General features: G+C 72.0%; 17 protein-coding genes. 14 read left to right on the forward strand and 3 right to left on the reverse strand.

What is annotated here, in order from left to right; translation table 11 throughout:
* Nucleotides 1-168: 168 nt before the first annotated feature.
* The 4 genes from ACH4ZA_RS35980 to ACH4ZA_RS35995 all read left to right on the forward strand — a co-directional run bounded on the left by ACH4ZA_RS35980 (nucleotide 169) and on the right by ACH4ZA_RS35995 (nucleotide 4,748).
* Nucleotides 169-1,446 (forward strand): aspartate kinase, encoded by a 1,278-nt coding sequence (locus ACH4ZA_RS35980; protein ID WP_107442805.1) that lies wholly within the window; start codon nucleotides 169-171, stop codon nucleotides 1,444-1,446.
* On the forward strand, nucleotides 1,446-2,504 hold the full coding sequence (locus tag ACH4ZA_RS35985) for an aspartate-semialdehyde dehydrogenase (protein ID WP_319275990.1): 1,059 nt from the start codon (nucleotides 1,446-1,448) through the stop codon (nucleotides 2,502-2,504). Before ACH4ZA_RS35980 ends, ACH4ZA_RS35985 begins: the two co-directional genes overlap by 1 nt.
* Nucleotides 2,505-2,892: 388 nt before the next feature.
* The gene (locus ACH4ZA_RS35990; protein WP_398433332.1) at nucleotides 2,893-3,576 is read left to right on the forward strand and encodes a SigE family RNA polymerase sigma factor; all 684 of its coding nucleotides are present in this window, start codon (nucleotides 2,893-2,895) and stop codon (nucleotides 3,574-3,576) included.
* Between the two features lie 134 nt (nucleotides 3,577-3,710).
* On the forward strand, nucleotides 3,711-4,748 hold the full coding sequence (locus ACH4ZA_RS35995; RefSeq protein WP_398433333.1) for a hypothetical protein: 1,038 nt from the start codon (nucleotides 3,711-3,713) through the stop codon (nucleotides 4,746-4,748).
* Here the strand turns inward: ACH4ZA_RS35995 and ACH4ZA_RS36000 are convergent.
* The gene (locus tag ACH4ZA_RS36000) at nucleotides 4,718-5,527 is read right to left on the reverse strand and encodes an SURF1 family protein (RefSeq protein WP_398433334.1); all 810 of its coding nucleotides are present in this window, start codon (nucleotides 5,525-5,527) and stop codon (nucleotides 4,718-4,720) included. The two genes, ACH4ZA_RS35995 and ACH4ZA_RS36000, sit on opposite strands and share 31 nt — an antisense overlap.
* A gap of 147 nt (nucleotides 5,528-5,674) precedes the next feature.
* Between ACH4ZA_RS36000 and ACH4ZA_RS36005 the strand changes: the two genes are divergently transcribed.
* A complete protein-coding gene (locus tag ACH4ZA_RS36005) occupies nucleotides 5,675-7,489 on the forward strand; it encodes a prolyl oligopeptidase family serine peptidase (RefSeq protein ID WP_398433335.1) in 1,815 nt (604 codons plus the stop codon).
* A gap of 227 nt (nucleotides 7,490-7,716) precedes the next feature.
* Here the strand turns inward: ACH4ZA_RS36005 and ACH4ZA_RS36010 are convergent, their stop codons facing one another.
* Nucleotides 7,717-9,690: an NAD-binding protein gene (locus tag ACH4ZA_RS36010; protein WP_398433341.1), complete on the reverse strand. Its 1,974-nt coding sequence runs from the start codon at nucleotides 9,688-9,690 to the stop codon at nucleotides 7,717-7,719.
* Nucleotides 9,691-9,932: 242 nt separating this feature from the next.
* Between ACH4ZA_RS36010 and ACH4ZA_RS36015 the strand changes: the two genes are divergently transcribed.
* From ACH4ZA_RS36015 to ACH4ZA_RS36045, 7 genes are all read left to right on the forward strand, one after another.
* Nucleotides 9,933-10,940, forward strand: coding sequence for a permease (locus ACH4ZA_RS36015; protein ID WP_398433336.1), 1,008 nt, complete (start codon nucleotides 9,933-9,935; stop codon nucleotides 10,938-10,940).
* Nucleotides 10,937-11,653, forward strand: a complete 717-nt coding sequence (locus ACH4ZA_RS36020; RefSeq protein WP_319275718.1) for a TIGR03943 family putative permease subunit — start codon at nucleotides 10,937-10,939, stop codon at nucleotides 11,651-11,653. The genes ACH4ZA_RS36015 and ACH4ZA_RS36020 overlap by 4 nt, the downstream gene beginning before the upstream one ends.
* A gap of 113 nt (nucleotides 11,654-11,766) precedes the next feature.
* Nucleotides 11,767-12,183, forward strand: a complete 417-nt coding sequence (locus tag ACH4ZA_RS36025; RefSeq protein WP_319275716.1) for a luciferase family protein — start codon at nucleotides 11,767-11,769, stop codon at nucleotides 12,181-12,183.
* A 173-nt stretch (nucleotides 12,184-12,356) separates the two neighbouring features.
* The gene (locus ACH4ZA_RS36030; RefSeq protein ID WP_398433337.1) at nucleotides 12,357-12,908 is read left to right on the forward strand and encodes a hypothetical protein; all 552 of its coding nucleotides are present in this window, start codon (nucleotides 12,357-12,359) and stop codon (nucleotides 12,906-12,908) included.
* Between the two features lie 373 nt (nucleotides 12,909-13,281).
* A complete protein-coding gene (locus ACH4ZA_RS36035) occupies nucleotides 13,282-14,709 on the forward strand; it encodes a DUF2252 domain-containing protein (protein WP_319275712.1) in 1,428 nt (475 codons plus the stop codon).
* Between the two features lie 129 nt (nucleotides 14,710-14,838).
* Entirely contained in the window at nucleotides 14,839-15,618 is a 780-nt protein-coding gene (locus ACH4ZA_RS36040; RefSeq protein WP_319275710.1) for a calcium-binding protein, read from the forward strand.
* 143 nt (nucleotides 15,619-15,761) lie between these two features.
* Nucleotides 15,762-16,289 carry a DUF6584 family protein gene (locus ACH4ZA_RS36045; protein WP_319275708.1) on the forward strand — a complete coding sequence of 176 codons (528 nt, stop codon included), beginning with the start codon at nucleotides 15,762-15,764 and terminating at the stop codon, nucleotides 16,287-16,289.
* A gap of 63 nt (nucleotides 16,290-16,352) precedes the next feature.
* On the opposite strand, the gene ACH4ZA_RS36050 is transcribed toward ACH4ZA_RS36045, so the two are convergent.
* Nucleotides 16,353-19,172: an NACHT domain-containing protein gene (locus ACH4ZA_RS36050; RefSeq protein WP_398433338.1), complete on the reverse strand. Its 2,820-nt coding sequence runs from the start codon at nucleotides 19,170-19,172 to the stop codon at nucleotides 16,353-16,355.
* A 170-nt stretch (nucleotides 19,173-19,342) separates the two neighbouring features.
* On the opposite strand from ACH4ZA_RS36050, the gene ACH4ZA_RS36055 reads away from it, so the two are divergent.
* The gene (locus ACH4ZA_RS36055; protein ID WP_319275704.1) at nucleotides 19,343-19,477 is read left to right on the forward strand and encodes a hypothetical protein; all 135 of its coding nucleotides are present in this window, start codon (nucleotides 19,343-19,345) and stop codon (nucleotides 19,475-19,477) included.
* Nucleotides 19,478-19,709: 232 nt separating this feature from the next.
* Nucleotides 19,710-19,880, forward strand: coding sequence for a DUF4240 domain-containing protein (locus ACH4ZA_RS36060; protein ID WP_319275703.1), 171 nt, complete (start codon nucleotides 19,710-19,712; stop codon nucleotides 19,878-19,880).
* Nucleotides 19,881-20,338 lie beyond the last annotated feature (458 nt).

Here is a 20,338-nt window from a genome sequence, read left to right on the forward strand (position 1 = left end):
TAATTCACAGCTATCACCGGCGCGAGAGTGGGCAGGGACCTCCACAGCGCCCGGCCGGCATCTCACCATGCGGTATCCCGGAGGTGGATTTCGGGCGCTCGTTAGACTGAGCCGACCGCAGTACAAGGGCGTATGTGCGGAAAGAGACAAACTGAGCGAGGAGCGCACGTGGGCCTTGTCGTGCAGAAGTACGGAGGCTCCTCCGTAGCCGATGCCGAGGGCATCAAGCGCGTCGCCAAGCGGATCGTGGAAGCGAAGAAGAACGGCCACCAGGTGGTCGTCGTCGTTTCCGCGATGGGCGACACGACGGACGAGCTGATCGATCTCGCCGAGCAGGTGTCACCGATGCCCAGCGGCCGGGAATTCGACATGCTGCTGACCGCCGGAGAGCGGATCTCCATGGCCCTGCTGGCGATGGCGATCAAAAACCTGGGGCACAGCGCCCAGTCGTTCACCGGCAGCCAGGCAGGCGTCATCACCGACTCGGTCCACAACAAGGCCCGGATCATCGACGTGACGCCGGGCCGTATCCGGACCGCGCTGGACGAGGGCAACATCGCGATCGTCGCCGGGTTCCAGGGCGTCAGCCAGGACAAGAAGGACATCACCACGCTCGGGCGCGGCGGGTCCGACACCACGGCCGTCGCCCTCGCCGCCGCGCTCGACGCCGAGGTGTGCGAGATCTACACCGACGTGGACGGCGTGTTCACCGCCGACCCGCGTGTGGTGAAGAAGGCGCGGAAGATCGACTGGATCGCCTTCGAGGACATGCTGGAGCTCGCGGCCTCCGGCTCCAAGGTGCTGCTCCACCGCTGTGTGGAGTACGCCCGCCGCTACAACATCCCGATCCACGTCCGCTCGTCCTTCAGCGGGCACGAGGGCACGTGGGTCAGCAGTGCACCGATCGAGCAAGGGGACAAGCCGGTGGAGCAGGCCATCATCTCCGGTGTCGCGCACGACACCTCCGAGGCCAAGGTCACGGTCGTCGGCGTGCCGGACAAGCCGGGCGAGGCCGCCGCGATCTTCCGCACGATCTCCGACGCCGAGATCAACATCGACATGATCGTGCAGAACGTGTCCGCGGCCTCCACCGGGCTGACGGACATCTCCTTCACGCTGCCCAAGGCCGAGGGCCGCAAGGCCATCGACGCCCTGGAGAAGAACAAGTCCGGCATCGGCTTCGACTCGCTGCGCTACGACGACCAGATCGGCAAGATCTCCCTGGTCGGCGCGGGCATGAAGACCAACCCGGGTGTCACGGCGGACTTCTTCACGGCCCTGTCCGACGCGGGCGTCAACATCGAGCTCATCTCGACGTCCGAGATCCGCATCTCGGTCGTGACCCGCGCCGACGACGTCAACGAGGCCGTGCGCGCCGTGCACAGCGCCTTCGGGCTCGACTCCGACAGCGACGAGGCCGTCGTCTACGGGGGCACCGGGCGTTGATCTCGGCAACGCGCCGACCGACGCTCGCGGTCGTGGGGGCGACCGGGGCGGTCGGCACGGTCATGCTGCGGATCCTGTCCCAGCGGGCCGACGTCTGGGGTGAGATCAGACTCGTCGCCTCGGCGCGCTCGGCCGGCCGCAAGCTGGCCGTGCGCGGCGAGGAGGTCGAGGTGCTGGCCCTGTCGGAGGAGGTCTTCGACGGGGTCGACGTCGCCATGTTCGACGTGCCCGACGACGTCGCGGCGCAGTGGGCGCCCGTCGCCGCCGCCCGGGGCGCGGTCGTGGTGGACAACTCCGGCGCCTTCCGCATGGACCCGGAGGTGCCGCTGGTGGTGCCCGAGGTCAACGCGCACGCGGTGCGGGTCCGGCCGCGCGGGATCGTCGCCAACCCCAACTGCACCACCCTGTCGATGATCGTCGCCCTGGGCGCGCTGCACGCCGAGTACGGGCTGCGCGAGCTGGTGGTGTCCTCGTACCAGGCGGTCAGCGGGGCCGGCCGGGCCGGGGTGGAGACGCTGCGGGAGCAGATCGCCATGGTCGCCGGCACCGAGCTGGGAACCCATCCCGGCGACGTGCGGCGGGCCGTCGGCGACCGCACCGGGCCGTTCCCGGAGCCGGTGGCGCTGAACGTCGTCCCGTGGGCGGGGTCGCTGCGCGCGGACGGCTGGTCCTCCGAGGAGATGAAGGTGCGGGACGAGACCCGCAAGATCCTCGGCCTGCCCAAGCTGCCGGTGGCCGTGACCTGCGTCCGCGTCCCGGTCGTCACCGGGCACTCCGTCACCGTCCACGCCCGCTTCCAGGACGCGGTCACCGTCGAGGGCGCCCGCGAGATCATCGCGACGGCCCCCGGCGTCGTCCTCTTCGACAACCCGGCGGCGGGCGAGTTCCCCACCCCCGCCGACGTGGTCGGCACCGACCCGACCTGGGTGGGCCGGGTGCGGCGGGCCCTCGACGACCCGACGGCGCTGGAGCTGTTCGTGTGCGGCGACAACCTGCGCAAGGGGGCCGCGCTGAACACAGCCCAGATCGCGGAGCTGCTCGCGGCCGAGCTGTCCTGAGGCGGCGGAGCCGGCCTGCGGCACGGGTGCCGATCGCAGCCGGTCGTAATTGTAGGATCTTTCAAGCAATGTGAGCCGGTCGACGGTCCGAACCACTTGTATCGGGCACCTTGCGCATCCGAAGATTTCCCCCCGCTCTGCGCAACCGTGCGCAGGGCGGGGAGCGTCTTTGCCGTCACCCTCAGGGGTGCGCAGACATGTGAACGATCACAGCGTCCCGGGCGCGGTGGCCGCTCACGGGGGCGCGTGGTCCGGGCGAGGGGACGCCCGTTCCTATGGGACACAGGGGAAGAGCGGGACACATGAGACGGGTACGCGTGACCTTGGCCGACGCGAACGTGACGCCGAACGCGTACAACCCCTCAGGGGGGACGTGCGTCCAACTGGCGTGGCAGAGGTACTCGAACTCCCAGTGGCGCCCCGCGCCGCGGCCCTGCGGCCGCCGCTCGGCGTCCTCCGCCCGCGTGCGTCCGGCGCGGCCGGCGGCATGCCGGTGATCGCGCCCATGCCCGCAGCGCGGCCCACCCGCGTCCCCGGTCAGCGCGACGGCCTGGAAGAGGCCGAAGGCGCGGCGGCCGTCGGCACCACCGTCGACCACCTCACCGAGACCTACCGGGCGCACTACCGCTCGCTGCTCGGTCTCGCCGCCCTCCTCCTCGACGACACCGCCTCCTGCGAGGACGTCGTCCAGGAGGCCTTCATCCGCGTCCACTCCGCACGCAAACGCGTCCGCGAGCCCGAGAAGACCCTCGCCTACCTGCGCCAGACCGTCGTCAACCTCTCCCGCTCCGCGCTGCGCCGCCGCATCCTCGGCCTGAAGCTGCTGTCCAAGCCGATGCCGGACATGGCCAGCGCGGAGGAGGGCGCGTACGACCAGCTGGAGCGCGACTCGCTGATCAAGGCGATGAAGGGCCTGCAGCGCCGGCAGCGCGAGGTCCTCGTGCTGCGCTACTTCGCCGACATGACGGAGGCGCAGGTCGCCGAGACCCTCGGCATCTCCCTCGGCTCGGTCAAGGCGTACGGCTCGCGCGGTATCGCCGCCCTGCGCATAGCCATGGAGGAGCCGGCGTGAGCGGCGGAGCCGAAGAGCGTGGACCCCACGGGGGCCACGACGGTCACGAGCGCGACGAGCCCCCCGCGCGGCGGCAGCCGACCACCTCGCCGCGCACACACGAGCCGAAGCCATCGCACGCTGGGAACTCAACCGTGAACCACCGCCTCGACGACCAGGGCCCCGAAGGGCTCGACTCGGACGAGCTGGCATTGCGCCGGATGCTCCACGACGTCGTCCAGGAGATGGAGCCGCGCGACGGCGCCCTGGACCACCTGCGGCGAGCCGTCCCCGTCCGCCGGGCCCGCAAGCGCCAGGCGGCCGTCGGCATGGCCGCCGCAGCCCTCTTCCTCGGCACCGCCGTCCCCGCCGTGCTCCATGTGTCGAACGCGGGCGGCTCCGACGCCAACCCTTCGATCGCCGGCCAGGCCTCACAGGCGCAGGGGGGCGCCGATCAGGGGAAGAACCCCGACGGCGGCTCCTCGGGCAAGGTCGGCGACTCCTCCGGCGCCACCGGTGAACAGGGCAAGGGCGGCGCCACCGACTCCGGCCAGGGCAAGGGGTCCTCGGGAACCGCCTCCAGCGGCGCAGGGCCCACCTCCTCGGCCCCGGTGACCGCACCCCCCTGCACCCCGGCCCAGCTCGAGGGCGGCGCGCCCACCGTCGCCGTCCCCGACGCGGCGGGCATCGTGTACGGCGCCTTCCGCGTGCAGAACTCCTCCGCCGCCGGCTGCAGCGTCCGCGGCGTCGTCGCCCTGTCGTTCGACGTCCAGGGCGCCGCCGACGCCGCGAAGATCTCCGTGGTGGAGCACGCCTCGGGGGATGCGGCGGCCGCCCTGCCCGACCCTTCCCTGTACGTCCCGCAGCTCACCCTCGCGCCCGGCTCCGCCTACGAGGTGAAGTTCGCCTGGGCGCCCTCCGAGACCTGCCCCACCACCGGCGGCTCCGGCGGCGGCGACGGCGGCGGCACGGCGTCCCCGTCGCCGACCCCCTCCGAACCGGCCGGCACCCCCGGCGAGACGACCTCCGGCACCTCGGCCCAGCTGTTCTCCGAGGACGGCACGGCCGGCACCGCCGAAGGCAGCGTCGTCGTGTCCTACACGACCGGGGCCGGTGCGCCGACGCTCAAGGCGACGGTGCCGGACGCCTGCACCGGGACGATCTACCGGACGGGCGTGCTCGCCTCGTCCTGAACCGCCGGCGCGGCGACGCCCTCGGCAACGATCCCGAGAGCCGCGTCCCGGGCGAACTCCACCTCGCGGCGCAGCAGCCGGAACCACATGAAGACCACGAACCCGGCGAAGACGAACCACTCGCCGGTGTAGCCCAGGTTCTGGAACGCCTTCAGGTCGAGCCCGCTGTTCGGGGCCGCGCCCACCGGCACCGTCGTCATCGGCGCGTCGGCCCGGTCGAGGGTGATCCAGGCGTCGTACAGGTCGTACGGCACCAGGTTGACCAGGGACGCGGCGCTGATCGCGGCGGTCTGCCCGGCCGGCAGGCCGCCTTGGGCGCTCACCCCGTTGTCGCCGGGCTGCTCGGAGGCCTGCAGCGCGCCGGTGACGGTGACCTCGCCGGAGGGCGCGGCCGGGGCCTTCGCGGCGTCGGCGGCGCCGGGCAGCCAGCCGCGCACCACGGGCAGCGCCTTTCCGGCGTCCGTGCGCAGCAGGGTCAGCACGTAGAAGCCGTCGCGGCCGTCCAGTTCCCGCCCCGGCACGAGCAGCTGGTCGCCGTAGCGTCCACGGGCGGTGACCTGCCTGCCGGAGGTCTCCTGGTCCACGGGAAGCAGCTCCGCCAGCGGACGAGCCGCTTCCGTACGGGCCGAGGCGGCCTGCGCCTTCGCCTCGCGATGACCGTCCACCCGCGACTCGAACCGGCTCAGCTGCCACGACCCCATGAACAGGCAGAAGGGGATGGCCAGCAGCACGAAGAGGTTGATCCCCCACCAGCGGGGCGTCAGCAGGAACCGGTACACGCCGTCCACGGTACGGGGCGGACGCGGCCCCCCGCCGGGCGGGGGTGAGGCCCGGGGGTGGAAAACAGGTGGGAAGTCGGTGGGAAGTCGTGCACACGGTGACGACCGCGGCGTCTCATTGCCTGCGCGGAGGGGCAATATGGGGCCATGACTGAGAGCAACGGGTCCGACGCACCCGAGCCGTACGAGGAGACGCCGGCCTGGGAGCAGCGGTTCCGCGCCGCGCGCGTCTCCCTGCCCGACTGGGCCGAGGACGCCCCCGACCACTCCCTTTTCGTGTCGAACGCGACCGGGACCTACGAGCTGTACGCCTGGGACCGCGCCACGGGCGACCAGCGCCAGGTGACCAACCGGGCCAACGGCACGACGGACGGCGTGCTCTCCCCGGACGGCGCCTGGATCTGGTGGTTCGACGACAAGGACGGCGACGAGTTCGGCGTCTGGCGCCGTCAGCGCTTCGAGGGCGGCGAGGACGAACTGGCCGCACCGGGCCTGGACGCCTCCTACCCGGCCGGCCTGGCCCTCGGCCGCGACGGCCGCACGGCGATCGTCGGCCGCTCCACGGACGAGGAGGGCACCACGATCCACGTCGCACGGGTCGGTGAGCCCCCCTTCGAGCTGTACCGCCACCGTGAGTCGGCGGGCGTGGGCGACCTCTCCCACGACGGCTCGCTGATCGCCCTGGAGCACACCGAGCACGGCGACGCGATGCACTCGGCGCTGCGCGTCCTGCGCCCGGACGGCACCACGGTCGCCGAGCTGGACGACACCCGGGGCGGCGCCGAGGAGCTGGGCCTGGAGGTGCTGGGCTTCGCACCGGTCGACGGCGACACCCGGCTGCTGATCGGCCACCAGCGCCGCGGCCGCTGGGAGCCCCTGGTCTGGGACGTGGCCACCGGTTCGCAGACGGACCTGGCCCTGGACCTGCCGGGTGACGTCAGCGCCGAGTGGTATCCCGACGGGTCGGGCCTGCTCGTCGCCCACAGCTTCGAGGCGCGCAGCGAGCTGTTCCGCTACGACCTGGCGAGCGCGCGGCTGGAGCGGATCCCGACCCCGCCCGGCACCGTCTCCGGGGCGACCGCCCGGCCGGACGGCAGCGTGGAGTACCTGTGGTCGTCGGCCGCGCAGCCGCCGGCCGTCCGCTCGACCGCCGGAGGCGTGGTCCTCGACCCGCCCGGCACGAAGTCCCCGGGCTCGGTCCCGGTGCGAGACGTGTGGGTGGAGGGCCCCGGCGGCCGCATCCACGCCCTGGTGCAGCAGCCGGCGGGCGCCGACGGCCCGCTGCCCACCGTCTTCGACATCCACGGCGGCCCGACCTGGCACGACAGCGACGCCTTCGCGGCCGCGCCGGCCGCCTGGGTGGACCACGGCTACGCGGTCGTGCGGATCAACTACCGCGGCTCCACGGGATACGGCCGGGCCTGGACGGACGCCCTGAAGCACCGGGTGGGCCTGATCGAGCTGGAGGACATCGAGGCGGTGCGGGAGTGGGCGGTGGGCTCGGGCCTGGCCGACCCCTCCCGGCTGATCCTCACCGGCGGGTCCTGGGGCGGCTACCTCACCCTGCTGGGTCTCGGCGTCCAGCCGGACGCGTGGACCGTGGGCATCGCGGCCGTCCCCGTCGCCGACTACGTCACGGCCTACCACGACGAGATGGAGGCCCTGAAGGCGATGGACCGCACGCTGCTCGGCGGCACCCCGGAGGAGGTCCCGGAACGCTTCGAGGCCTCGTCCCCGCTGACGTACGTCGACAAGGTGCGGGCCCCCGTCTACATCTCGGCCGGCGTGAACGACCCCCGCTGCCCCATCCGCCAGATCGACAACTACGTCGAGCGCCTCAAGGCCCGCGGAGCGGTGCACGAGGTGTACCGCTACGACGCCGGCCACGGCTCCCTGGTCGTCGACGAGCGCATCAAACAGGTACGCCTGGAACTGGATTTCGCCGAAAAACACCTACGCTGACCACCCCCAGCCCCCGGCGTTGAACCGAGCCTGAAATTCAGCCCCTCCGGCGTTTGAGGAGCGGGGGCCCGGGAGCGGAGCCCCCGAGGACGGGACGGGACGGGACGGGACGGGAAGGGGCGGCGGGGGCGAGAAGCCCGGTCGGCGGAGCCGACACCCCGGGCGGAGCCGACACCCCCCAGGGGGGAGCCGGCCCCGCCGACCGGAAGGAAGAAGGGACCGTGGGCCTACGCCCCCGAACCCCCTCGCCGCCGCCGCACCAACTCCGCCAGCCCCCGCCGGGTCGCAGCCAGCACCACCCGATCCACCCCCCGCAGCACATACGTGTCCGGCAGATCCCACACCAGCCCCGACGCCCCGCCCGCACCGCCGCCGGCCCCGCCCTCACCCACGCCCGCCCCGCTCCGCCCCCGCCCGGAGTCCAGCGCCAGCACCCGCCAGTACCCCGGCCGGAACGCCTCCCCGACGGTCCTGCCCTCCAGCTGCGCGTGTCCGGCCACGTCCAGTGCGGCGAACAGCAGCACCCGCCGCTCCACCGGGATCGCCCCCAGGATCTGCCGCCCCATCATGGCCCCCGCGAACGACGGCGCCGCGAGGTGCGACACGCTCCGGCTGCGGGTCAGCGCCTGCGGGTGGGCGGCCCGCAGGGTGCGGTACACGGCGGTCGCGAAGTCGTCGTCGTACAGCCGCAGCACCACCCCCAGCTCGGGCCGCAACGACCGCGCGTACAGGGCCGCCTCCAGATTCGTGGTGTCGGAGCTGGTGACCGCGAGCAGCGCGTGCGCCCGGTGGATCTTCGCCGCCTCCAGCACCCCTTCCTGCGTGACGTCCCCCAGCACCACCGGCACCCGCAGCCGCCGCGCCACCGCCAGCCCCCGCGCCTCGGGCCCGGCCTCGACGCACACGACCGGGATGTTCAGCTCCCGCAGCCGGGTCAGCACACGGGTGCCGATCTTCCCGAGGCCGAGCAGCACGACATGCCCGCCGAGCCCCCGGGGCGGCCGCCGCAGCGAGCCCGCGCCGCGGAAGGTCCCGAGCGCCTCCAGCACCGCCGCCAGCAGCACCGGCAGCAGCAGCAACCCCATCAGTCCGGACAGCAGCTGCAGGACCTGCCGCTCGGTGGAGGCCCCGATGGCCGGGTCGTTGACGGCGAACAGGTCCAGCAGCGTGAGGTACAGCGCGCCCAGCGGATGGATCCCGGTCACCAGCCACAGAGCCACCGCCAGCGCGAACACACAGCCGACCAGGCCGGCCAGCGACCACCGCAGCCGCCGGGAGAACAGCGAGGCGAGCGGCGCCCGCACCCCGACCCCCCGCCCGGACGGCGGCGTGGGCCCCGCGGAGTAGGCGACCTGCTCCAGCACGACCGACCCGCGCCTGCCGGTCGCCGCCGCCTCCCGTACCGCGGCCGCGTCGGGCAGCAGCAGCGGCCCCTGGTCGCCGCTGGTCTCGGAACCGTCCGCGAAGGCCGGGTCGCCGCCGTTCGCGGACAGCAACGCGAGCGTGGGGCGCCCCGGCTCACCGGCCTCGCCCGGACCGTACGGCGGCCGTTCGACGGCCCGCAGCAGCAGCCCGTTCGTCTGGACGACCTTGCTGGTGCCGACGACGGCGGTCGCGACGAGCGCGGGCGCGGCGGTGTCGGCGTCGGACAGCACGGTGGTCGACGCGTCGCCGCCGGCGTACCCCGCGTGCCCGCCGCGCCCCGCGTCCCCGGAGCCCGGGTCCCCTGCGGCGGCCAACGCGGCCGCCTGGTCGAGGAGTTCCTCGATGTGCTGGCCCAACCGCCGGTTGTAGAGCCGCAGGACGAGCCGAAGCCGCGGGTTCAGCCGGCGCGCGGTGAGGGCGGCGCGGATGTTGGTCTCGTCGTCGTCGTACACCAGCGCCAGGGCGGCGGCCCGCTCCACGCCGGCCTCGGCGAGCACCGTCTCCGTGGCCTCGACGGCCTCCAACGTCCGCTGCCCGGCGGCGGCTTCGTCCGGCGCGCCGGACGCGGCGGGCGCGCCGCCGGCCGCCGCCCGGTTGACGGCCGCGCTCACCACCCGGTCGAGCAACGCCGCCGACACCGCCCGGGCCCGCCCGACGACCGGCGGCCGCACCGCCCGCTCGGAGGGCGGCACGACGAGCGTGACCTGTTCCTCGTACACGCCCCGCAGCTCGGCGGCGAGCCGGTGCGCCAGGCCGTCGTCCCCGCACACCACCATGTGCGCGCCCGCGGCGCCCTGCGGCTGACCCTGATTCGGAAGGCTCCCCACGACGGAGAAGACTGCCTCACCGGTACGCGGGGTTCCACGCAGCCGGTGAACACCGGGTGCCGGAGATCCGTAGGAAAGGGGAGGGAATGCCAGAAACAGGCAGCAGGCGCGGGCCGGGCAGCGGCGGCAGGGACATGCCGGGAACCGCGACCGGCGGCAGCACGCACACGGAACCCGGAGGTGCCCGACCCGTGGCCATCGTCGAAACGGCCCCGCCCACGGGCGAGCGCACCCCGGAGGACCCCGGGACGAAACGCCTGACCTCGCCCCTCGTCCTGACCATGCTGCTGCTCCTCATGGTGCTGCTGCAGAGCCCGATCCGCCGTGCGCTGTCCGCGCCCGTGATGCAGAGCTGGACGACGGTGTTCGTGGCGGTGGTGGTGCAGGCGCTGCCGTTCCTGGTGCTGGGGGTACTGCTGTCGGCGGCGATCGCGGTCTACGTGCCGCCCTCCTTCTTCGCCCGCGCCCTGCCGTCCCGGCCGGCGCTCGCCGTCCCGGTGGCCGGGGTGGCGGGTGCGGTGCTGCCGGGCTGCGAGTGCGCCTCGGTCCCGGTGGCCGGCGCCCTCGTCCGCCGGGGCGTGACGCCGGCCGCGGCCCTCGCGTTCCTCCTCTCCGCCCCGGCGATCAACCCGATCGTGCTGACGGCGACGGCCGTGGCCTTCCCGCGCGATCCGGAAATGGTGCTGGCCCGTTTCGTGGCCAGCCTGGTCGCGGCGTGCACGATGGGCTGGCTGTGGCAGCGCCTCGGACGCACCGACTGGCTGCGGCTGCCGGCCCACGCGCCGCACGAGGGGGAGAGCAGGGGGGCCGCGTTCTGGGACTCGGTCCGGCACGACGTGATGCACGCGGGCGGCTTCCTGGTCGTGGGCGCGATGGCGGCGGCGACCCTGAAGGCCGTCGCCCCGCAGAGCTGGCTGCGCACCGCGGCCGACAACCCGGCGCTCGCCGTCCTGACGCTCGCCGTGCTGGCGGTGGTCCTCTCCATCTGCTCGGAGGCGGACGCGTTCGTCGCCGCGTCCCTCACCCAGTTCTCCCTCACCGCCAGGCTCGCGTTCCTGGTGGTCGGCCCGATGATCGACCTCAAGCTGTTCGCGATGCAGGCGGGCACGTTCGGCCGGGGCTTCGCGCTGCGCTTCGCCCCGGCGACCTTCGCGCTGGCCATCGCGTCGGCGGTCCTGACGGGATGGGTGCTGCTGTGAACCGACAGGCGCAGTCGGCCGTGCTGTTCCTCCTCGGCGCGGCCCTGTTGCACGCCGGCGCCACCGACCTGTACCTGCGGTACGTCAAGGCGGGCCTGCGCCCGCTGTTGCTGGCGGCCGGCGCGGTCCTGATCGTCACGGCGCTGGCGACGGCGTGGTACGAGCGCCGCCGGGCCGGCGGCGGCCACGGGGAGGGCCATGCGCACCCGGAGCCGCGCGTCTCCTGGCTGCTGATCCTCCCGCTCCTCGCGCTGATCCTCGTCGCCCCGCCGGCCCTGGGCTCGTACAGCGCGACCCGCACCGGCACGGCCCTGCAGGAGCCCCTGGCCTATCCGTCGCTGTCCGCGGCCGACCCGCTGCCGTTGAGCGTGGTCGACTACGCGGGCCGCGCCGTCTACGACCACGGCCGCACCCTCGCCGGCCGCACGGTCCGGCTGACCGGTTTCGTGGCCGTGGACCACGAGGGCACCCCCTACCTGGTCCGCATGGCCCTCAACTGCTGTGCGGCCGACGCGCAGCCGGTCAAGGTCGGCCTGACCGGCCGCATCCCGCCGGTCCTCCAGCCGGACACCTGGCTGGCCGTCACCGGCGTCTACACGCCCCGCGTCGTCCGCGACCCGGTCAACGGCGGCCCGATCCCCTTCCTCGAGGTGAAGGACGCGCGTCCGGTCCCGACCCCGCGCGACCCTTATGACGAGTCCTGGAACAACTGAGCGTGGCCGCCGGGACACCCGGGGGATCGTCCGGAGGAATCCTTGACCGCCCGGCTCGGCGAACCCTTCCGCAACCCCTGGTGGCCGGGCGGTGAGCGCCGCATGATGGGGCCATGACGGCGGCCTTGCGTGCCATGGCACGACTGGTGAACTGGCGGGACCTCGCGGAGGACCGGCCCAGCTGCGGCACCGGCCGGGCACTGCGCTCGGCCGGGGCGGAGATCGTGCACTTCCACTCCGCCCGCAGCGTCGACCTGCATCTCACGGCCCGTGCGATCCGCCGGTTCGAGAGCGACCTCAGACACTCCACCGCGATCCGGCTGCAACCGGGCTCGCACTGGGTGACCGTCCGCCTGGAGTGCGAGACGGACATCGACCTGCTCATGACGCTGGTCAGCGCCGCCCTCCAGGCCCACCAGCGGCACCCGGCCGCCGGCGACGCCCCGCTCCCGCGCTGCAACGACCGCCGGGAGGCGACGCTCGCCCACGAGGGCGCGGACGGTGCGACACCCCGGCCCTGCGTCCGGTGAGCGCCTGAGGTGCTGTGCGTCTGGTGAGCGTCCGAGGCGCTGTGCGTCTGGTGAGTGTCCGAGGCGCTGTGCGTCTGGTGAGCTGACGGGCCGTCAGTTATGGTCCCCCTGCTGTGCACGTTCGTGCCCGTCAGCGCCGTGCCGTGCGGCGCCGTTACGGAAGGGTGAGCGCCATGCAGACCCGTTCGACGCGTCCTCCCCGTAGTCCGCAGCCGCCGGGCCCGCCCCGCTGGGTGGCCCTGTTCCACCACGCGCCCTCGGCGTCCTGGCGCTCGGCCGCCGAGTCCCCTGACCGCACGCCCGTGCTGTACGCGATCGGCGAGATGACCCAGGTCGTGCGCGCCCGGGGCGAGGAGGCGGCCGTCGACCTGTGGGGCCCCGGGGAGAACGGGGGCTGGGCCCGGTTCGACGACCCGGCTCCCGCGACCCCGCTCACGTCGGCAGTCCCGGTCACGTCGGCGACCCCGGACGCGTCGTCGACGGCGGCGGAGGCCTCGGCGGTCCCTGCGGCCGGCGCGGCGGCGGAGCCGGGCGGCGCGGGGCACGCCCGGCACGTGGAACGCATGGAGGACCGCCGGCACCAAGTGATCATGGCGGGTCTGGGCAAGGCCGGCCTCTACGACCTCGCGGCGCAGGACCTGGCCGCCGTCCGCACCCTGGTCGACCACGTCGACGAGGCGACGCTGCGCCGGATCGCTCACTGGCTGGCGGTGGCGGGCACATGAAAGACCCGGCCGCTGGCGACGGGGGATGCACCAGCGACCGGGCTATGGCCAAGGCTAACAAGGCGGCTGGTCCGGCGGGAGCCTCCTTCTCAGCTGCCCCGCCGTTGTGATCGGGATCACTGTCCTGGCGTGGTCGGGTCGACACAGCGCGTCTCCCTGGGCGCTCGGCCGCCGAGTCGCCGCAGGCCCGGTGCGGCGATACGTTGGAGGACGGGCGCGCCGGCGACCCGTCCGGCCCACTGTCCTCCCCACCCGCTCGCGCCGATGGGCCGACAGCCGGCAGAAAGCACCCTCTCTCCATTCCTTCCTCCCGTCCCCGCCCCTCCCCTTCTCTTCCGTCAACGGCCCACGAGCCCCGTGTGGAGCGTCTGAGATGAGCGAGAGCAGCACGACCCGCAACGGCCACGACGACCGGCGTCACCGCACCCCGAGGGAGCGGGCCGAGCGCGGCAGGGCCGCGAGGGCCGACGTGCCGAGGTCCGCACACGCCGAGTTCACACCGCCGCCGAAGCGCACCGACCCGGTGGACGTCATCGAGGCGCAGTCCGCGCAGCGGGTCCCCGAACTCGTGCCGATCCGCTACGGGCGGATGAGCGAGTCGCCGTTCCGCTTCTACCGGGGCGCCGCCGCCATCATGGCGGCGGACCTGGCGGAGACTCCGCGCACCGGCATCCGGGTCCAGCTGTGCGGTGACGCGCACATGCTCAACTTCCGGCTGCTGGCCTCCCCGGAACGCCGTCTGATGTTCGACATCAACGACTTCGACGAGACGCTTCCCGGCCCCTGGGAGTGGGACGTCAAGCGGCTGGCGGCCAGTCTCGTCATCGCGGGCCGGGCGAACGGCTTCAGCGCCAAGGAGCGGGCGTCGGTGGTCCGGTCGGCCGTGCACGCCTACCGCGAACGGATGCGCGGCTTCGCGGAGATGGGCAACCTCGAGGTCTGGTACAGCCGCTTCGAGGCGGACGAACTGCAGGAGACGTACGCTCCGGAGCTCGGCGCCAAGAACCGCGAACGCTGGCGGCAGGCCAGGGAACGGGCCCGCCAGCACGACAACCTGCAGGTCGTCGCGAAACTCACGCACACCGTCGACGGCCGACGGAGGATCGCGAACGACCCGCCGCTCCTGGTGCGGCTGGCCGACCTGCTGCCGAGCGCCGAGAGCGACGTGCTGGAGCGGGAGATCGGCAAGATCGTCAGCGGATACACAAGGTCCCTGCAGTCCGACCGCCGGTTCCTCCTGCAGGGCTACCGCGTCGCCGACATCGCCCGCAAGGTGGTCGGCGTGGGCAGTGTGGGCACCCGCTGCTGGATCGTGCTGCTGCTCGGCAAGGACGACGACGATCCCCTCTTCCTGCAGGCGAAGGAGGCCGACGAGTCGGTGCTCGCCCCGTACGCCGGCGCCGCCGACCACTCCACCCAGGGCGAGCGCGTGGTCGCCGGCCAGCGGTTGATGCAGGCGACCAGCGACATCTTCCTGGGCTGGGAACGCACCACCGGTCTCGACGGCCGTCGCCGCGACTTCTACGTCCGCCAGCTGCGGGACTGGAAGGGCATCGCCGTGCCGGAGAACATGTCGCCGAAGCGGATGTCCCTCTTCGGGCGGCTCTGCGGCGCCACCCTTGCCCGCGCCCACGCCCGCTCCGGCGACCGCATCGCGATCGCCGCCTACCTGGGCTCCGGCGACGTCTTCGACCGCGCCCTGGCCACGTTCGCCGAGCTCTACGCCGACCAGAACGAGTCCGACCACCAGGCGCTGCTCCACGCCGTCGCCTCGGGCCGGGTCCGCGCCGAGGCGGCCTGAGCGGCGGACCGCGCTCCGGAGGAACCCGACCGGGTCAACTCCCTTGTATCCACGGCGAAAACGATGTGCTGAACCGTTGGCCAAAGCCATAGGATCCCCCCTGATTCACCGACTCAGGGGGAAACACTCATGCGCGCAACCATGCGCCTTGCTCTGCTCGGCACCGGCATCGCGCTGGTCGCCACCACGACCGGCGCCACCGCCGCCCAGGCGACGGACGGCGGCGCGGGCGACATCAGGATCGACAAGGTCGTCGTCAACGGCGGCAAGCCGGTCGTGGTCGGTACGACCAGGGTGGTGTCCGCCAAGGTCTCCGTGACGGCGACGGACGACTCCGGCATCGCCAAGACCACGTACATCAGCGCCTTCGGTCCGACGCCGAACTTCGCGCAGGTCTGGGACGACGACATCACCTGCGTCAAGAAGAGCGCCACCACGTCGACGTGCACGGGCACGCTGACGTTCGACCCGACGGCGGCCACCGGCTTCGTCGGCAACAGCGCGGCGGGCACCTGGAAGCTCGGCACGCTGGTCTCCGCGAACGACTACGACTACATCCACCGGGACGCGGCCACCACGTTCCGGGTGCAGCGCGACGCGCGGCTCACGACGAACGCCACGCCCGAGCCCGTCAGGAAGGGCAAGACCATCACGGTCACCGGTGTGCTGTCGCGGGCCGACTGGAACACCAACAAGTACGCGGGCTACGCCAGGCAGAAGGTGATCCTGCAGTTCCGCAAGAAGAACTCCAGCACCTACACCAACGTCAAGACGGTGACGTCGTCCGCGACGGGCTCCCTGAAGACGACGGTCAAGGCGACCCAGGACGGCTACTTCCGCTACAGGTTCGCCGGCACGTCGACCGCCCCGGCCGTGGCCGCCGCCGGCGACTACGTCGACGTCCGATAACCCCTCCCACGACCCACCGGCCCACACACGCACGCCCACGCACAGGCCCCCCACGCACCCGCGGGGGGCCTGCCCCGTTCGCCCCCACCCGTGAGCGCGAAAATCGGTTCGACACAGGTCACCCCGCATTCGATCATCTGTCCATGACCCTGAGAGAGACCCTTGCCCGAGTCGACGCAGACCTGGCCGCCGGCCGGGTTCCCGTCGCGCGCCAGCGCCTGCGCGGTCTCGTCTCGTCCTTCCCGTACGACCTGACGCTGCGCCGACGGCTGGCCGAGGTGTACCGGCTCTACGGCGACGCCGCGCAGGCCGGCCGCTGGATGTACCTCGACGAGGACCGCGACGCCGGCGAGACCGCCGCCTTCGAGCTGCGGTACGGGTCTCCCGGGGGACGCATGAAGGCCCTCGCCTGGTGCGGCCCGGAGGCGACGGCCGCCACCCCCTTCGCGCAGGGGCAGTTGGCCGCGGTGCGGACCGCCTGTGCCGAGCAGCTGGGGCACCCCGTCGCCTGGGACGACCCCGCCTCCTACCGGGGCGTCCCGGAGGAGGGGGCCGAGACGCCCCCCGGGTCCTGGTCGGTCGGCGGGGTGCTGGCAGGCGTCGGTTGCCTGGCGGGCGCGCTCGCGTTCCTCGCCGTCTGGGTGCTCGGAGTCCTGTCCCTCTTCGACTGACCCGGGTCGCCGGGTCCGGACGAAGCCCCGACGCCGATGGACCGTCCCCCGTCACCCGTCCCGTCACCCCTGCGAGCGTCGGGTGAAGGCGACCTCGCATCTCCTGATGGCGCTGTCGAGGTTGTTCGTGCTCTTCCAGTGCACGAACGTGGACTGCGCGAGCTGACCTCGCAGATCGTCTGGGTCGGCGACGGAGATCCGGAACGTGGTGACGTCCGTGTGCTCCTTGAGACGTTCCAGGAAGAAAGTGATCTGGTCGATGCTGGAAATGTAGTCCGGCCGCACTGAAAGTGCTCTGAGGGCGGGAAAGTCCGTGCTCAGCCGCTCCACTTCGATCTGGGACAGCGGGCAGTCCGTCGTCATCTCGGTGAGGGACCGGCGGGTGACCTCGGGCATTCCCGAGACCAGCGACCACGACGTGGAGGAGCGACTCGAGCCCTTGATCTCCAGATGCAGCTTTTCGGCGGAAGGCAGGAGGAGCCGCTGAAGCGTCCCGTGTCCGACGCGACCGATGACGGAGAGCGACCGCAGTCCCGCAGGCGCCGAGAAACCGCTCAGCTCGGGCGCCGGATTCACCAGTGTCAGCTCCTCCAGGCCCTCCAGTCGCTCGACCACCTCGTAACCCGGCACGGGCCCGTCGATCCGAAGCCGGACGAGGTTGTGGACACCCGACAGGTGGGGCAGCAACTCCGCGTCCACGGTGAGCGAGTCGATCTCCGACAGAGCGGACAGCACCACGCGGGCGTACTCGCCGCGGTCGAAATCGCGCCACATCTCGATCAGCGGACGCTCGATGGTCCGGTCGAAGTACCTGCCGTACCCGGCCAGGACGCGCATGGCGGCCGTGCCGCCGACGAGCCGACAGGTGTGCAGGATCGCCTGCAGCTCATGCGCTCCCAGGCCGGCTCCCGGCTCGGGCATCTGATCCAGCGCCACCTCGCCGAGACAGGCCAGCGCCTCCGCCTGTTTCCGGTCCTGCGGAGGGATCAGTTCCTGCGCCCGCGCCTGTGTCTCCCGACGCAGGTCGGCGGCCAGCGACGGCGCGCTCCCCGCACAGTCGACCGCCAGCACGATCAACCGCACGCGATGGGTTCTGTCCCTGCGAGCGCGCTTCAGCAGCGCCTTGACGAGCTGGTTGCGCTCCGAGTCGCGTGCCCGTCCGGAGGCCATCACGACGACGTCCTGCCACAGGTCCTCGTGGGCGTGCCTGATCAGGAAGCCGAGGTCGTCGTCGTTGAGTATCTGGTCCGCGGCCAGATACTCCTGGAACGTACGGTGCACGAAGTCGACGCGGCCGACGGCGGGAGCGCGCAGCAGCCCGGTACGGACGAGGAGGTGCTGGGTGACGGCAGCCGGGTCGAGTGTGCTGTCCGGGGTCTCCCGCAGATAACTCCCCACCCGCTCTGTCATCTGCTCCACGGCGACCTCGGTGAAGTCGTTGCGGATCATCCAGTACGCGAGCTTCCTCAGGATCAGCTCCTGGACCCCGCTGCTGAGGCGGACGACGTCCGTGTCCCCGGCGATGTTCCGCTGCTGATCGCGTCGCACGAGCAGCATCTCCAGGGCCGCCTCGAACAGCTTCAGCCGGTCGCTCGGGAGGTGCATCTCCCGGTCCCAGTGCAGTGCGCACAGCAGCGCGCACAGCAGGGGGTTGCTCCCGAGCCGGCGTAACTCACGGCGCTCGGCCATGCTCCGCACGAGGGCCTTCTCGTGCTCCCGCAGCCGAACCCGCTCCTGCTCGTCGCTCACGGCCGACCGCATGGTGTCGTGCCAGTGCGAGATGAACAGGTTCTGGTCCGACAGGCTCATGGGTGTGAGCTCCAAGGACAGAAACCCCGTGTCGGCCAGCCACCCGCTGCCGATGGCCGCCTGCCGGGACGTGATCACGTAGCGGCACTTCTCGTAGCTGCTCGTCAGCTCGCGCAGCCAGTCCCGGACTTCGCCCCGCCGCGTGCTGGGCAGCTCGTCCACTCCGTCGATCAGCAGAATGGCATGGCCGGAGTCGAGCGTGTTCCGTACGAAGTTCTGCGGTGCGCCGGCGGCCAGGGTCCGCGCCGCGTAGTCCAGGAACTGCTCCGGCGTGGGCAGTTCCCTGGTGAAATGCCGCAACGGGATGAAGAAGGGCACAGCCCGGTTCCACATCGCCATGGGCGCCGGCAGCGTGCTGTTCATGGCGCCGACGGCGATCCATTTCAACAGGGTCGTCTTGCCCGACCCGGCGTCTCCCCGGATCAGAACACGCCGGGAACGCGCAACGGCGTCCTCCACCCGCAGCGGTCCCCTGTCACCGTCCTTGCCCGAGGCCGGCGCGGGAGCAGCCTGGAGGTGCCATCGGGACTGCGAGTCGTGCTGCACCGCGCTGAGGCTGATGTACGAGGTACTCATCCGATAGCTGAAATCCTGCTGGCGCAGGGTGACCCCGAAGAGCTCCATCCGGTCCAGCGACGCCGTCATGCACGGGTAGTACTTGGCGAGGAACGCCTCCTCGGCCTCGGAATGCTGCTGAAGCGCCGCACGACGATCGGAATCCTTGAGCGGCTCTCCCGCCGCATGACGGCTGATCTTCGCCACCTGCAGGGACGAGTTCGCCTGAAACCAGCGGTCCGCGCACTCCTTCCGGACGGCCGACAACGCCGTGCCGGTCCCGCCGGCGTGCAGGACGCAGGCCTGGGCGATGGCCACCGCGACATCCAGCGACGGCAGACTCCGGCCCTGAAGCGCCTTCCCCAACGTCGACTTCGGCACCTGATGCCCACGCGGCACCTCACCGCTCAGCCTCGACAACCGCTCCAGGGTGGGATCACCGCTGCGGACCTTCAACTCGACCAGCCATGCCGCGAATTGCGCCACCGGCGACAGGCCGCCCTGAGACTCCTCCGTCACGCTTCGCCGCCCCCGTACACGCTGGTTCGTCCACGCCCGTCCCGCGACGTCTTCCTGTGTCCCTCATTTTCCACCCTGCTGGGATCCCCGGGCCCGATCAGCGCCAATTGGTCGCACGGCGGTCGAAGTGACCGCCGCCGCAGGCAGAAGGAAAGGACGGAACGACACCCGTGGAGACCCTGAATACGCTGATCGACGCCCTGACAGCCCTGTCCTTGCTGATCGACGTCGTCTTCCAGACCCACACCGCACTACGGGAAGCGCGCCGGCGAGAACGCCCGGGCACGGCGCGCGAAGGCGACTGATCCCGTCGAGCGGCTCATCGCCGAGGGGAGCGTCGCTGTCGCTGTCCCTGATCCCGACGGGCATCGAGAAGCGGAGTACGGCCGCCACGCACCGGAGTCGTACGTGGCGGCACTCCGTCGGCAACCTGGGCCCCACGACGGCCGCCGATGCACGCAGCCCGCAGACCTGTGGCACCGCCCTCCCCACCGAGCAGGCCCCGTTGATGTCAGACGGCTCTGGCATCCTGCGCCAGTGAGAATGACATCGGCTGCCTTCTGGGCGCTGACAGCCACCCTGAACGGCAAAGCCACGCAGGCGAGCTGCCGGCGCCTGACCGAGGAGCTGAGCCGCCGTTCCGTCCCCGACATCATCCGCTTCGCGGAACGACATGCTGAGGCGCTCTACCGCCTGGACCAAGAGTAGTTCGGGATGCTTCCCGTTGCCGACATGACGGGGCGGACCGGCAGGCCCTTCCCGTAGTCCGCCGACGGGTTCCTGTACGCCCGTTGTGCTGTCGTCGCCGCAGGACAAGCCGTTCGGCAAGGCGTCTTCATGGATGGCCGAACCCGGGGAGCTGAGGTGGACCACCGCTTGATGGAACCTCGTAGGCCAGTCCTCCTGGCGCCGGGTCGTTGATGCTCCTATTGCTCGTCAAGCGCTCTGAGGCGCGAGGCGCAAGGTACTTTCGTTGCATGTCACTGACTCCCGACGACGAAGTCCGCAGCTGCGGCGAACTGGTTTCCTTCGTTCGAGAACTGCGTCAGGACTACCTCCGTCGGGGACACGAATGAGTTGCGTGCATCGTGATTGCGCAGGTCACGGGTCTGGTGTGAGTGAAGGCTCGAGTACTCACGCTGGTCGGTAGCCGATGACCATGGTGT

Origin of the sequence: Streptomyces sp. NPDC020597, from assembly GCF_044335095.1 — a bacterium.
Taxonomy (GTDB): Bacteria; Actinomycetota; Actinomycetes; order Streptomycetales; family Streptomycetaceae; genus Streptomyces.